The organism is Streptomyces davaonensis JCM 4913 (assembly GCF_000349325.1).
Lineage (GTDB): Bacteria > Actinomycetota > Actinomycetes > Streptomycetales > Streptomycetaceae > Streptomyces > Streptomyces davaonensis.
Map to the genome: position 1 here is coordinate 6945906 of NC_020504.1, position 13921 is coordinate 6959826.

At 71.4% G+C, this 13921-nt stretch carries 8 protein-coding genes; 6 read left to right on the forward strand and 2 right to left on the reverse strand.

Translation table 11 applies throughout. The annotated features are described in order from the left end of the window. Positions 1-96: 96 nt before the first annotated feature. From BN159_RS30660 to BN159_RS30670, 3 genes are all read left to right on the forward strand, one after another. Positions 97-3099 (forward strand): bifunctional [glutamine synthetase] adenylyltransferase/[glutamine synthetase]-adenylyl-L-tyrosine phosphorylase, encoded by a 3003-nt coding sequence (locus tag BN159_RS30660; protein WP_015660905.1) that lies wholly within the window; start codon positions 97-99, stop codon positions 3097-3099. A 119-nt stretch (positions 3100-3218) separates the two neighbouring features. Beyond that, positions 3219-3527, forward strand: a complete 309-nt coding sequence (locus tag BN159_RS30665; RefSeq protein WP_015660906.1) for a trypco2 family protein — start codon at positions 3219-3221, stop codon at positions 3525-3527. A gap of 40 nt (positions 3528-3567) precedes the next feature. Continuing rightward, a complete protein-coding gene (locus BN159_RS30670) occupies positions 3568-8070 on the forward strand; it encodes a trypsin-like peptidase domain-containing protein (protein ID WP_015660907.1) in 4503 nt (1500 codons plus the stop codon). Here BN159_RS30670 and BN159_RS30675 read toward each other — a convergent pair. Beyond that, positions 8067-8951: a phosphatase PAP2 family protein gene (locus tag BN159_RS30675; RefSeq protein ID WP_015660908.1), complete on the reverse strand. Its 885-nt coding sequence runs from the start codon at positions 8949-8951 to the stop codon at positions 8067-8069. The two genes, BN159_RS30670 and BN159_RS30675, sit on opposite strands and share 4 nt — an antisense overlap. Positions 8952-9082: 131 nt before the next feature. Further along, positions 9083-10117, reverse strand: a complete 1035-nt coding sequence (locus BN159_RS30680) for a LacI family DNA-binding transcriptional regulator (protein ID WP_041820042.1) — start codon at positions 10115-10117, stop codon at positions 9083-9085. A gap of 382 nt (positions 10118-10499) precedes the next feature. Here BN159_RS30680 and BN159_RS30685 point away from each other — a divergent pair, with 382 nt between their 5' ends. The 3 genes from BN159_RS30685 to BN159_RS30695 all read left to right on the forward strand — a co-directional run bounded on the left by BN159_RS30685 (position 10500) and on the right by BN159_RS30695 (position 13801). Continuing rightward, on the forward strand, positions 10500-11768 hold the full coding sequence (locus tag BN159_RS30685; RefSeq protein WP_015660910.1) for an extracellular solute-binding protein: 1269 nt from the start codon (positions 10500-10502) through the stop codon (positions 11766-11768). A 106-nt stretch (positions 11769-11874) separates the two neighbouring features. Next, the gene (locus BN159_RS30690) at positions 11875-12879 is read left to right on the forward strand and encodes a carbohydrate ABC transporter permease (protein ID WP_015660911.1); all 1005 of its coding nucleotides are present in this window, start codon (positions 11875-11877) and stop codon (positions 12877-12879) included. Positions 12880-12892: 13 nt separating this feature from the next. Beyond that, positions 12893-13801, forward strand: a complete 909-nt coding sequence (locus tag BN159_RS30695) for a sugar ABC transporter permease (protein WP_015660912.1) — start codon at positions 12893-12895, stop codon at positions 13799-13801. The last annotated feature ends 120 nt before the right edge of the window (positions 13802-13921 follow it).

The window sequence follows — 13921 nt, forward strand, 5'->3', positions numbered from 1 at the left end:
GGCAGACCCCCTCCCGCCCCCGAACTCATCGGAGCTTCTCACCAGCGGTGCGGTTACGCTCGACTCGGTACGACCTTGATCGGACAGGAGGCCGGGATGACGGCGCCGGGGCGCAGAAGCAGTACCTTCACACGGCTGCTGCGGCACGGCTTCACCGATCCGAGCGCCGCCGAGCGGCTCCTGGAGGCCCCGGAACTGGCCCCCGTACGCGACGACCCGGTCCTGCTGGAGGCCCTCGGCGAGACCGCCGATCCCGATCTCGCCCTGCATGGTCTGGTGCGGTTGCTGGAGGCGCAGGTCGGCGACACCGCGCATCGTGAGCTGCTGGACACGGTCATAGCCGCCAAGCCCTTGCGCGACCGCCTCCTCGGTGTCCTCGGCGCCTCCGCCGCGCTCGCCGAGCATCTCGCCCGGCACTCCGGCGACTGGCACGCCCTCGTCACCTACGAGCCCAGGGATCTGCACCCCGGCGTGGCCGAGTTCGAGCGGGGCCTCGCCGAGGCCACCGACCCCGTCTCGCTGCGCGTCGCCTACCGGCGCTGTCTGCTGTCCATCGCCGCCCGTGACGTGTGCGGCACCACCGATGTCGCCGAGTCCGCCGCCGAGCTGGCCGACCTCGCCACCGCCACCCTGCGCGCCGCGCTCGCCATCGCCCGCGCCGCCGCCCCCGAGGACGCCGCCGCCTGCCGGCTCGCGGTGATCGCGATGGGCAAGTGCGGGGGACACGAGCTCAATTACGTCTCCGACGTCGATGTCATCTTCGTCGGGGAGGCGACGGACGGGGCTGATGAGAGCAAGGCCCTCAGGGCCGCCACCCGGCTCGCCTCGCACATGATGCGGATCTGTTCCGAGACGACCGTCGAGGGGTCCATCTGGCCCGTCGACGCCAATCTGCGTCCTGAGGGCCGTAACGGCCCCCTCGTGCGCACCCTCAGCAGCCACCTCGCCTACTATCAGCGCTGGGCCAAGACCTGGGAGTTCCAGGCGCTGCTCAAGGCCCGCCCGGTGGCCGGGGACATCGAGCTGGGGGAGGAGTACGTCGCCGCGCTCGAACCCCTCGTCTGGAAGGCCGCCGAGCGGGAGAACTTCGTCGCCGACGTGCAGAAGATGCGGCGCCGGGTGGTGGAGAACATCCCCGTCGCCGAACTGGACCGCCAGCTCAAGCTCGGTCCCGGCGGCCTCAGGGACGTCGAATTCGCCGTACAGCTCCTTCAGTTGGTGCACGGGCGGGCCGACGCCTCGCTGCGCAGCGGCACCACCCTGGATGCCCTGAAGGCCCTCGCCGCAGGCGGTTACGTCGGCCGGGCCGACGCCGCCCAACTGGACGACGCCTACCGCTTCCTGCGCTCCATGGAGCACCGCATCCAGCTGTACCGGCTGCGCCGCACCCACCTCGTCCCCGAGGACGACGCCGATCTGCGCCGCATCGGCCGCTCCCTGGGCCTGCGCAGCGATCCCGTGGCCGACCTCAACCGCGAATGGCGACGGCACGCCGGTGTCGTACGACGGCTGCACGAGAAGCTGTTCTACCGGCCGCTGCTCGACGCGGTCGCCCAACTCGCGCCCGGTGAGGCCCGGTTGAGCAGTGAGGCGGCGCGGGAGCGGCTGGTGGCGCTCGGTTACGCCGACCCGGCGGCGGCTCTTCGCCACCTGGAGGCGCTGGCGTCCGGCGTCACCCGCAAGGCCGCCATCCAGCGCACCCTGCTCCCCGTCCTGTTGGGCTGGTTCGCCGACTCCGCCGACCCGGACGCGGGCCTGCTCAACTTCCGCAAGGTCTCCGACGCGCTCGGCAAGACCCCTTGGTATCTACGGCTGCTCAGGGACGAGGGCGCGGCGGCGGAGAACCTCGCCCGTGTCCTGTCCGCCGGACGCCTCGCCCCCGATCTGCTGATGCGCGCCCCCGAGGCGGTGGCGCTGCTCGGTGACGGCGACGGACGCGGTGGCGGCCTCGAACCCCGCCCCCGGGCCCACCTGGAACAGGAGATCCTCGCCGCGGTCGGCCGCGCCGAGGGCGGCGCCCAGGCCGTCACCGCCGCCCGTGGCGTCCGCCGCCGCGAACTCTTCCGTACGGCCGCCGCGGACATCGTCGGCTCCTACGGCACCGAGGCGCAGCCCGCCGAGGCCGACCAGGGCGCACTGGTGGACCTGGTCGGGGGCGCCGTCTCGGACCTGAACGCGGCGACCCTCGCGGGCACCCTGCGCGCGGTCGTCCGCGAGGGCTGGGGCGACACCCTGCCGACCCGGTTCGCGGTGATCGGCATGGGCCGCTTCGGCGGCCACGAACTGGGCTACGGCTCCGACGCGGACGTGCTGTTCGTGCACGAGCCGCGCGACGGCGTCGACGAGCAGGAGGCCGCCAAGGCAGCGAACCGCGTCGTCTCCGAGATGCGCCGGCTGCTCCAGATCCCGAGCGCCGACCCGCCCCTGCTCATCGACGCCGACCTGCGCCCCGAGGGCAAGAGCGGGCCGATGGTGCGCACGCTGAAGTCGTACGAGGCCTACTACCGGCGCTGGTCGCTGGTCTGGGAGTCGCAGGCGCTACTGCGGGCCGAGCCGGTCGCGGGCGACGAGGACCTGGGCCGCCGCTTCATCGAGCTGATCGACCCGCTGCGCTACCCGGCCGCCGGACTCGGCGACGACGCGGTCCGTGAGATCCGCCGCCTGAAGGCCCGTATGGAGTCCGAACGCCTGCCGCGCGGCGCCGACCCCAAGCTCCACACCAAGCTCGGCCCCGGCGGCCTCTCCGACGTCGAATGGACGGTCCAGCTCCTCCAGTTGCGGCACGGCGCGCACGAGCCCGGCCTGCGCACCACCCGCACCCGGGCCGCCCTCGCCGCGGCGGCGGCGGCCGACCTGATCCCCACGGAGGAGGCGGCGACCCTCGACGAGGCGTGGGTCCTGGCCACCCGGGTCCGCAACGCCGTCATGCTCGTCCGCGGCCGCGCCGGCGACACCTTCCCCTCGGACCCCCGCGAACTGGCAGCCGTCGGCCGCTACCTGGGCTACGGCCCCGGCCGCGTCGGCGACATGCTCGACGATTACCGCCGCACCGCCCGCCGGGCGCGGGGCGTGGTGGACGAACTGTTCTACGGCGGCTGAGCGCTCCGCCGGAAGCCGGAACCGCCGTCGCGGACCGTGCCCTGCCGTTCCGCTCCCCAGGCGCCCATGTGCGGAGCACAATGGCTCCGGCACGGGCGGCACTTGGCGGGGGGTTCGTGATGGACGAACGCGGTCTGGTGGGTCTGTCGGACGCCATCGAGGGGCTGCGCGCCGAGCTGGAGAGCGCGCGGCGGGCCGGGGCGGGCAAGGCCGTGCGGTTCGAGGTCGCCGAGGTGACCGTCACCCTGGAGGCCGTGGCCAGCAGGGAGCGCGACGGCTCGGGCCGGGTCCAGTGGTGGGTGCTCAACCTCGGCGGCGGAATGCGCTCCGGGGCCCAGGAGACCCAGACCGTGACCCTGCGGCTGGTGCCGAAGAGCGAGGGCGGGCCGCTCGACGTGAGCGGCGAGCAGACCGAGCCGGGCGACTAGCGAGCCGGGCGACTGGGAGAGCGGGCACGGGGAGCGGGGCATGGGCTCACTGTGGGACGACCGGCTGGCCGAGATCTGGGCGCCGCCGGGCAGACAGGGCTCCGGGGTCGTGATCGGGATGCGGGGCGTGCTCACCGCCCGCCATGTGATCGCGGACGGCCGGTACGAGGTCAAGGCCCGGGTCGTACGGCGGGCCCAGCAGCGCGTGGGCAGTTGGGTGCCGATGCAGGTGGTCTGGGAGGACGAGGACTGGGACCTGGCACTGCTCTCGGCCCGCGACGACGACCAGGGGCCCGCCTGGCTCGTCCCCTTCTCCGCCTCGCCCGTGCTGGTCCGGCTCGGCGGGCGCGCGGAACCCGACTGCGAGGCCATCGGCTTCCCCGACCAGTCGGCCCAGCACCCCGAACCGGGCGGCCCCGGACGGGTCGTACGCCAGACCGAGCAGGTCAGCGGCATGCTGCTGCCCAGCGGACAGGCCAAGGCACCGGTCGGCGCGGGGCGGCGGCTGCCCCGGTCCTGGATGCCGCTGGACGCCGGCACCTCCACCGCCTCCGGCACCGAGGGCTGGGGCGGGATGTCCGGCGCGGGGGTCGTGCTCGGCGACGGACGGCTCGCCGCGGTCGTGGTCGCCGCCGACCGGGAACACCAGCACCGGCGGCTGTACTGCGTACCGCTGGCCGAAGTCCTCGACGCGAGCCCGGAGTTCGGGGCGGCCCTGGCCCGGCTCGGCGCTCCGGTGCGGGCGCAGACGCGGCACGCGGCGGCGTTCCGGCGGGCGCTGTCCCTGACCTGCCTGGGGCCCGAGGGCATGCCCGCCCGGCTCAACGAACTCGACGACCTCGGCGCGTTCGGGGTGAAGAGCGTCGACCTGCCCGGCGAGCCGCCGTTCCTCAACTACGTACGCCGCGACGGCGACCAGGACCTGAGCCTGGCGCTCGCCGAGGCGGCCAGGGCGAGAAGGATGCTGCTGGTGTCCGGCAAGTCCGGTGCGGGCAAGAGCCGTTCGGCCGCGGAGACGGTCCGGCGCCAGTTCCCCCGCCACCGACTGCTGCGCCCCGTCGAGGACATGCTCGTCGACGTCACCGAACTGCCCCTGGACGAGATCGGCTCCGCCCTGGTGTGGCTGGACGACGTCGAGCGCTACCAGCACGGCGGACTGCGCGAGATGCTGCGCCGGCTCCTGCTGGCCGGGGCCGTCGTGGTCGGCACCATCCGCTCCGACGAACTCGCCGCGCTCACCGAGTCGCACAACCCGGTGGGCGAGGCGCTCACCGACCGCGCGCTGGTCCGCCGGGTGGAGTGGCAGCGCGAGTGGTCGGCCGCCGAACGCACCCGGGTGCCCCGGCGCGTGAACCACGCGGCGCTGCGGCAGGCGGTCGCCATGCGCATCGCGCTCGGCGTGTGGTGCGTCGCCGGACCGCAACTGGTGCAACGCCTGCTCAACGCCGACCCGGACGACCACCCGGCCCGCTCGCACCTGCTGCGCGTGGTCCTCGACTGGCACCGCACCGGACTGACCACCCCCGTCCCGCGCCCGCTCGCCTTCGACCTCGTCGAGCGTGCCTACCTCCAGGACCCCCCGGAAGAAGGCGAGTTGGCGGAGGCCCTGACCTGGGCGCGCACCCCCGTCGACGTCGGCGGCCGGCGCAGCGCGCACAGCCTGCTGATGGCGGACGAGGCCACCGACACCCTCGCCGTCAACGACTACGTCCAGGACTTCGACAGCCGCGAGGCCCAGCCCCCGGTGCCGAAGGCGGTGTGGGAGGCGGCCGTGGCGGTGGCGGCCGACGACGAGGACGCACGGTCGGCCGTCGGCTGGCGCGCGCTCGCCCTGAACGAGCACGGCGTGGCCCGCGAGGTGTTCGCCCCGCTCGCCGAGGCGGGACAGGCCGAGGCCATGGGGATCTACGGCATCCTCTGCGAGGACCCCGCCGAGGGCACCGACTGGATGCGGCGGGCCGCGGAGACCGGCGACGTCTACGCACTGCGCAACTTCGGCGCGCACCTGCGCTGGGACGAGCCGGAGGAGGCGCGCCGGTGGTTCGAGCTCGCGGTCGCGGCGGGCAGCGTCGCGGCCATGGTCGACCTGGGCCGGCTGCTGGAGGAGAGCGAGCCGGAGACCGCCCGGGAGTGGCTGCGGCGGGCCGCGGACGCCGGTGACGACGAGGCGATGAACAGCCTCGGCACCCTGCTGTACACCCAGGACCCGGATCAGGCGAGGGAGCTGTTCCGGCAGGCCGCGGGGACCGGGAACCTGCTGGCGATGAACAACCTCGGGCTGATCCTCACCGAGGGCGGCGGCGACGCGGCCGAGGCCGAGCGCTGGTTCCGCCAGGCGGCCGAGGAGGGCAACGAGGAGGCGATGCTCAACCTCGGCACGGTCCTGGCCCGGCGCCGTGACCACACCGGCGCCCTGCACTGGCTGGAGCGGGCGGCCGAGGCCGGACATCCCGAGGCCATGCGCAACCTGGGCATCGAGCTCAACGTGGACGGGCTGACCCAGGGCGCCCGGTACTGGTTCCGCCGGGCCGTCGAGGCGGGCAACACCGACGCCCTGCTCAACCTCGCCGTCCAGGCCGCGATCCAGGGCGGCGCCGACGGCTACCGCACCTGGCTGGAACGGGGCGTCGAGGCCGGGCACGGGATGTGCATGTACGCCCTGGGTGACCTGGAGTCCCAGGAGGGCGACGAGGAAGCGGCCCTTCGGTACTACACGCAGGCCGCCGAGGCGGGGGAACCGTCGGGCATGGTCGCTCTGGGCGCCCGCCTCGAGGACCCGGAGCAGGCCGTGCACTGGCTGCGGCGGGCCATTGCGCAGGGCGGGGACAGTGCGGAGGACGCGCCGTATCTGCTGGGCCGTCGCCTGGCCGAGGCCGGCGATCCGGTGGAGGCCCGGGTCTGGTGGAGCCGGGCCGCCGCCGAGGGCGACCCCGCGGCGGCGAACGCCCTCGGCCTCGCCCTGCTGGACGAGGACCGGGAAACGGCGCTGGGCTGGCTCCGGACGGCCGCCGAGGAGGGCCACACCGGGGCGACGGAGACCCTGGCGGAGCTGCTGGCCGGATCGCACCCGGAGGAGGCGGCCGAGTGGCGGGCCCAGGCCGACATGTCCACGGCCATGAGCATCCTCATGGAACGGAACGCCGACCCGGACCCGGTCCGGCAGGCACTGCTGCGGGCCGTACGCGACTGGCCGCTCACCGGAATCGGCGGCGGCCCGCCCACCGGCCTCGCCCTCGACCTGGCGGCGCGCGCCTACCTGGACACCCCCGTCGCCCCCGAGGCGGTGTCGGACGCGCTGGCCTGGGCGCTGGCCCCGATCCGGATCGAGGACCGGCTCGCCCTGGCGTCCTTGCTGGAAGAGGAGGACGGCCGCCTCACGACCGCGCCGATCCACCACGACGGCAAGGCGGAACAGGTGCCCGAGGCGGTCTGGGACGCCGCCCTGGAGGCCTGCGCGGACGACGCCGGAACCCGCGCGAACATCGGCTGGCGGGCCCTGGAGGCCGACCGGCGGGACATCGCGCTCAGGGCGTACGAGCCGCTGGCGCACGCGGGGGTGCCCGACGCCATGGGGATCTACGGCCTGCTCCTGCGCGCCGAGCGGCCCTGGGAGGCCGTGCGCTGGTCGGAGCGGGCGGCCCAGACCCACGACGTCTACGCGATGCTGAACCACGGGACGTATCTGCGCTTCGAGGCGGACGACCCGGACGGCGCCCGGCACTGGTTCCGGCAGGCCGCCGAGGCGGGCAGCGCCCTCGCCATGTACAACCTGGGCGAACTCCTCGTCGAGGACGATCCGGACGAGGCCCGTGACTGGCTGCGCCGGGCGGCGGAGGCGGGTGACGCCGACGCGATGAACCTCCTCGGCGTCCTCTGCGCGGAGGAGGGCCTGGAGGCCGAGCACGACTGGTTTCGCAGGGCCGCCTACGCGGGCAGCGAGGGCGCGATGAACAACCTGGGCCTCGTCCTGCGCGACCGGGACGCGCAAGGCGCCCGGCTCTGGTTCCGGCTGGCCGCGGAGGCGGGCCTGGACGAGGGGATGCGCAACCTCGCCCTCACCCTGCTCGACGAGGATCCGCCCGAGGCCCGCCACTGGCTGGAGCAGGCCGCCGAGCGGGGCAACGCGGCTGCCCTGTACAACCTCGGCGTCCTGGTGATGGACGAGGACCCGCCCGCCGCCGACCGGTACTGGCGGCAGGCCGCGGATCTCGGGGATCCGGACGCGATGAACAACGTCGCGCTGCGCCTGGAGGACGAGGACAGCCTCGACGCCGCCGAGGAGCTGCTGGAACGGGCCGCGGCGACGGGCAACGTCAACGCGATGAACAGCCTCGGATCACTGCTGAGCCGCCTGGACCGTATCGACGAGGCCGTCGACTGGTGGGAGCGGGCCGCCGAGCAGGGAGACGCGAACGCGATGTACAACCTGGGCCACGCGGCGATGGAGGAGAACCCGGACACCGCCGCCGCCTGGTGGCAGCAGGCCGCCGAAGCCGGAAGCCAGGAGGCGCAGACCGCGCTGGCCGCGCTGGAGGAGGGCTAGCGCTTCCGCATCGGCAGCAGCGTCCGCATCGGCAGCAGTGTCCGCCGAGGCGCAGGCGCCGGGGCCAGTCGGGGCAGGGCGTGTGGCAGCGCTCCGTACCAGAGGCGGGCCACCGTGTAGCCGAAGGCCAGGCAGAGCAGGCCGCCCACCGCGTCCAGCCAGAAGTGGTTGGCGGTGGCGACGATGACCACCAGGGTGAGCACCGGGTAGAGCAGGCCCAGGATGCGGACCCAGGGCAGGGAGGCCAGCGCGAAGATGGTCAGCCCGCACCACAGGGACCAGCCGATGTGCATCGACGGCATCGCGGCGTACTGGTTCGACATGTTCTTCAGGTCGCCCGAAGCCATCGAGCCCCAGGTCTGATGGACCAGCACGGTGTCGATGAAGTTGCCGCCGGTCATCAACCGAGGCGGCGCGAGCGGATACAGGTAGTAACCGAGCAGGGCCACACCGGTGGTCGCGAAGAGCACCGTACGGGTCGCCGCGTAGCGGCCGGGGTGACTGCGGTAGAGCCACACGAGGACACCCAGCGTCACCACGAAATGCAGCGTCGCGTAGTAGTAGTTCATGCCCACGATCAGCCAAGTCACCGAGTTCACGGCCTCATTGACCGAGTGCTCGAAGGCGGCACCGAGGGTGTGCTCCGCGTTCCAGATCCAGTCCGCGTTGCGCAGCGCCTCCGCCCGCTGCTCCGGGACCGCGTTGCGGATCAGTGAGTACGTCCAGTAACTCACCGCGATCAGCAGGATCTCGAACCACAGCCGGGGCCGGCGCGGGGCGCGCAGCCGGTGCAGCAGCGGGGGCCGGTCCGACGCCGTGACGGGGTCAGGAGCGGCCGCCTGTGTGCGGTCTTCCAGCTCGGTCACGGTCGTGTCACCCATAGGCACAGAGTCTGCCAGAAACGCCTTCCCCCACCGATCATCCCCTGGTCCGGTTCCGGTCGCACGTTCTACGACGGGCGGATGCCCCGCCCTCCTACGTCCGCACAGTACCTGCCCGTTCGCCATCCGCCCTACGGACGATTTCGGTCCCCAGGGGCCGAAGCGGTCGAACCGCGCACCACCAGTTCCGGCATGAACACGAACTCGCTGTGCGGCGCGGGAGTCCCGCCGATCTCCTCCAGCAACGTGCGCACCGCGGCCTGACCCATCGCCGGAACCGGCTTGCGGACCGTCGTCAGGGGCGGGTCGGTGAAGGCGATGAGCGGGGAGTCGTCGAAACCGACGACCGAGATGTCCTTCGGGACCTCGAGGCCCCGCTGCCGGGCCGCCCGTATCGCGCCCAGCGCCATCATGTCGCTGGCGCAGACCACCGCCGTGCAGCCGCGGTCCATCAGCGCCATGGCGGCCGCCTGACCGCCCTCCAGCGTGTACAGCGAGTGCTGCACCAGCTCGGTCTCTATGACGTCGGCGGCCAGGCCCAGCTGATCCTGCATCGCACGGACGAAGCCCTCGATCTTCCGCTGCACCGGGACGAACCGCTTCGGGCCGAGCGCCAGACCGATCCGGGCGTGCCCGAGCGAGGCCAGATGCGTCACCGCGAGCGTCATCGCCGCGCGGTCGTCGGGGGAGATGAACGGCGCCTGCACCTTGGGGGAGAAGCCGTCGACGAGGACGAAGGGGACACCCTGGGCGCGCAGCCGCTCGTAGCGCTGCATGTCGGCGGTGGTGTCCGCGTGCAGTCCGGAGACGTAGATGATGCCCGCGACCCCGCGGTCGACGAGCATCTCGGTCAGTTCGTCCTCGGTGGAGCCGCCCGGGGTCTGGGTGGCGAGCACCGGCGTGTAGCCCTGCCTGGTCAGCGCCTGGCCGATGACCTGGGCGAGGGCCGGGAATATCGGGTTCTCCAGCTCGGGGGTGATCAGGCCCACCAGGCCTTCGCTGCGCTGCCGCAGACGGACCGGGCGCTCGTAGCCCAGGACGTCGAGGGCAGCCAGCACGGACTGGCGGGTGGTGGCGGCGACGCCCGGCTTCCCATTGAGGACGCGGCTGACGGTCGCTTCGCTCACCCCCGCCTGCGCAGCGATATCCGCAAGCCGTGTGGTCACGGCACTGGACTGTACCGGCCGTATGTCGCCTTGCACACCAATCGGACGCCGGGTGCGGGCGGTTGACCGGCGTGCGCCGGGTTGCTGCGACATGGCGTCCCCTCGTGAAACGGATGGCAAGAGCTTGCAGAGTCTTGCACAACACCGTCCAGGCCCGCTCAACCCCGCAGAACAACGGTCTCACAGCAGTCGCCAAGAGGTCACGCCCGGGTAACTTCGGTGATGCCTTGCACTTTTTTTCTGCAAGGTCTTTCGCGGCGCTTACATGGCTGTTACGTTTCCGACGCCCGGCGGCCGCAACGGCGCAGTCGGCACGACAGCGGGAGCAGGCAGACGGGGCCTGCCCCTGCACCACACGGGCTTTCACCCTCAAGGAGAACTCATGCGGCGTGGCATAGCGGCCACCGCGCTGGTGGCGTCCCTCGCCCTCGCGGCGACGGCCTGCGGCGGAGACGGCGACAGCGGCGACAAGGCCGACGGTCCGGTCACCATCACCTGGTGGGACACCTCCAACGCCACGAATGAGGCGCCGACGTACCAGGCCTTGGTCAAGGAGTTCGAGGCCGCCAACAAGAACATCAAGGTCAAGTACGTCAACGTCCCCTTCGACCAGGCGCAGAACAAGTTCGACACCGCCGCCGGCTCCAAGGGGGCCCCGGACATCCTGCGCTCCGAGGTCGGCTGGACCCCCGCCTTCGCCAAGAAGGGCTTCTTCCTGCCGCTGGACGGCACCGAGGCCCTCGCCGACGAGGCCAAGTTCAAGCCGAACCTGATCGAGCAGGCCAAGTACGAGGGCAAGACCTACGGCGCTCCGTTCACCACGGACACCCTCGCCCTTGTCTACAACAAGGAGCTGTTCGAGAAGGCCGGCGTCGAGGCCCCCGAGACCTGGGACGACCTGAAGAAGGCCGCCGCCACGATCAAGACCAAGACCGGCGTCGACGGCTACTGGGGCTCCACCCAGGCCTACTACGCCCAGTCCTTCCTGCACGGCGAGGGCACCGACACCGTCGACGCCGACGCCAAGAAGATCACCGTGAACTCCGCCGAGGCCAAGAAGGCGTACGGCACCTGGCTGGACCTCTTCGACGGCAAGGGCCTGCACAAGGCCGACACCACCGCCGACGCCTACGCCCACATCCAGGAGGCGTTCGTCAGCGGCAAGGTCGCCTCGATCATCCAGGGCCCGTGGGAGATCACGAACTTCTACAAGGGCTCGGCGTTCAAGGACAAGGAGAACCTCGGCATCGTCAAGGTCCCGGCCGGCTCCGCCGGTCAGGGCGCCCCGACCGGTGGTCACAACCTGTCGGTCTACGCCGGTTCCGACTCCGCGCACCAGGAGGCGTCCCTGAAGTTCGTCAACTTCATGACCTCCGCCAAGGCCCAGGAGACCATCGCCCTGAAGAACTCCACGCTGCCCACGCGTGACGACGCCTACAGCGTCAAGGTCGTCGCCGACCCGGGCATCGCCGGCTACCAGGAAGTCCTGGCCGTCGCCCAGCCGCGCCCGGCGCTGCCCGAGTACAGCTCCCTGTGGGGCCCGGTGGACACCGAGCTGCTCGCCATCGCCGGTGGCAAGAAGGACCTCGACGAGGGCCTGAGCAGCGCTGAGACCGCCATCGCCAAGCTGGTGCCGGACTTCAGCAAGTAGAACCACCCGTGACCGTCGGGTCCCGCCTGATACAGGGGGGAGGGACCCGACGGTCGCAGGTCTTGGCCTGGCCCAACTCCTGATCTTCCAGAAGGTGTCGAGAACCATGACAGTCGCCATCGACCGCGCCACCGGCAAGCGCCGCGGTGACCGCGCGCCGCGGCCCGGGCTGGGCCAGCGCCTCAAGCACGCCTACCAGAAACACTGGTACGCCTACGCGATGATCACGCCCGTGGTCGTCGTCCTCGGCGTCCTCGTGCTCTACCCCCTGGCCTACGGCTTCTATCTGACGCTCACCGACGCCAACAGCCTCAACACGGCCCGCACCATCGGCGTCAACGAGATCGAGGCCACCTACAAGTTCATCGGCTTCGACAACTACGCCGACATCCTGTGGGGCGAGACCTCCTACGAGCGGTTCTGGTCCCACTTCATCTGGACGATCGTGTGGACGGCCGCCTGTGTCGCCCTGCATTACACGATCGGCCTCGGCCTCGCGCTGCTGCTCAACCAGAAGCTGCGCGGCCGCACCCTGTACCGGCTGATCCTGATCCTGCCCTGGGCCGTGCCGACCTTCGTCACCGTCTTCGGCTGGCGCTTCATGCTCGCCGACGGCGGCGTGATCAACTCCTTCCTGGAGTTCCTGCACCTGCCGACCCCGGCCTGGCTGGAGGACACCTTCTGGCAGCGGTTCGCCGCGATCATGGTCAACACCTGGTGCGGTGTGCCGTTCATGATGCTCTCGCTGCTGGGCGGACTTCAGTCCATCGACACCACCCTCTACGAGGCCGCCGAGATGGACGGCGCGAGCAGGTGGCAGCAGTTCCGCTACGTCACCCTGCCGGGCCTGCGCTCGGTCAGCTCCACCGTGATCCTGCTCGGCATCATCTGGACCTTCAACCAGTTCGCCATCATCTTCCTGCTGTTCGGCGACACCGCCCCGGACGCCCAGATCCTGGTCACCTGGGCCTACTACCTCGGCTTCGGACAGCAGCCGCGCGACTTCGCCCAGTCGGCCGCCTACGGAATGCTGCTGCTGGCCATCCTGATCGTCTTCACCTCCTTCTACCGCCGCTGGCTGAACCGCAATGACGAGCAGCTCGCGATCTGAGGCAGGAGTTCCCATGAGCACTACCGTTGAGACCTCCGCCGAGGCGAAGAAGGAGAACCCCGTGGCCACCACCCCGGGCACAGTGCGCCGACGCGGCGATCGCGGCCTCGCGGCCTCCGCCGTCTCGCACGGCATCCTCGTCGTGGCGAGCCTGATCGCCCTCTTCCCCATCGCCTGGCTGGTGTTCCTGTCCCTCGGCCCGGACAAGGACGACTATCTCCACCCCGGTGACATCTGGGGGAAGATGACGTTGGACAACTACTCGTTCGTCCTTCAGGACACCAACTTCTTCGACTGGCTGTGGAGCACGCTGATCGTGTCGCTCGGCACGACGTTCATCGGCGTGATCATCGCGGCGACCACCGGCTACGCGGTGTCGCGGATGCGCTTCCCCGGCTACAAGAAGTTCATGTGGGTCCTTCTGGTCACCCAGATGTTCCCGATCGCCGTCCTCATCGTGCCGATGTACCAGATCCTCTCCGACCTCCAGCTGGTCGACAGCTACCTCGGTCTGATCCTGGTCTACTGCTCGACCGCGGTGCCGTACTGCGCCTGGCTGCTCAAGGGCTACTTCGACACGATCCCGTTCGAGATCGACGAGGCCGGGCGGGTCGACGGACTGTCCCCCTTCGGCACGTTCGTACGGCTGATCCTGCCGCTCGCCAAGCCCGGGCTCGCGGTCGCCGGCTTCTACAGCTTCATCACCGCGTTCGGCGAGGTCGCGTTCGCCTCGACGTTCATGCTGTCGGACACGAAGTACACCTTCGCGGTCGCGCTTCAGACCTTCGTCAGCGAACACGACGCGCAGCGGCAGTACATGGCTGCGACGGCTGTGCTGATCGCGATACCTGTCTCCGCGTTCTTCTATCTCGTGCAGAAGAACCTGGTTACCGGCCTGACCGCAGGCGGAACAAAGGGCTGATGCCCGGGCCGCCAGGCCCCAGACCCGAGGCGGCCGCGGTGTCCATCCGACCCCGCTGATGCCGCGGCCGCCTCGACGACCGCCCTCCCGACGCAGCCCCATGACCGCGAATCGTTTACG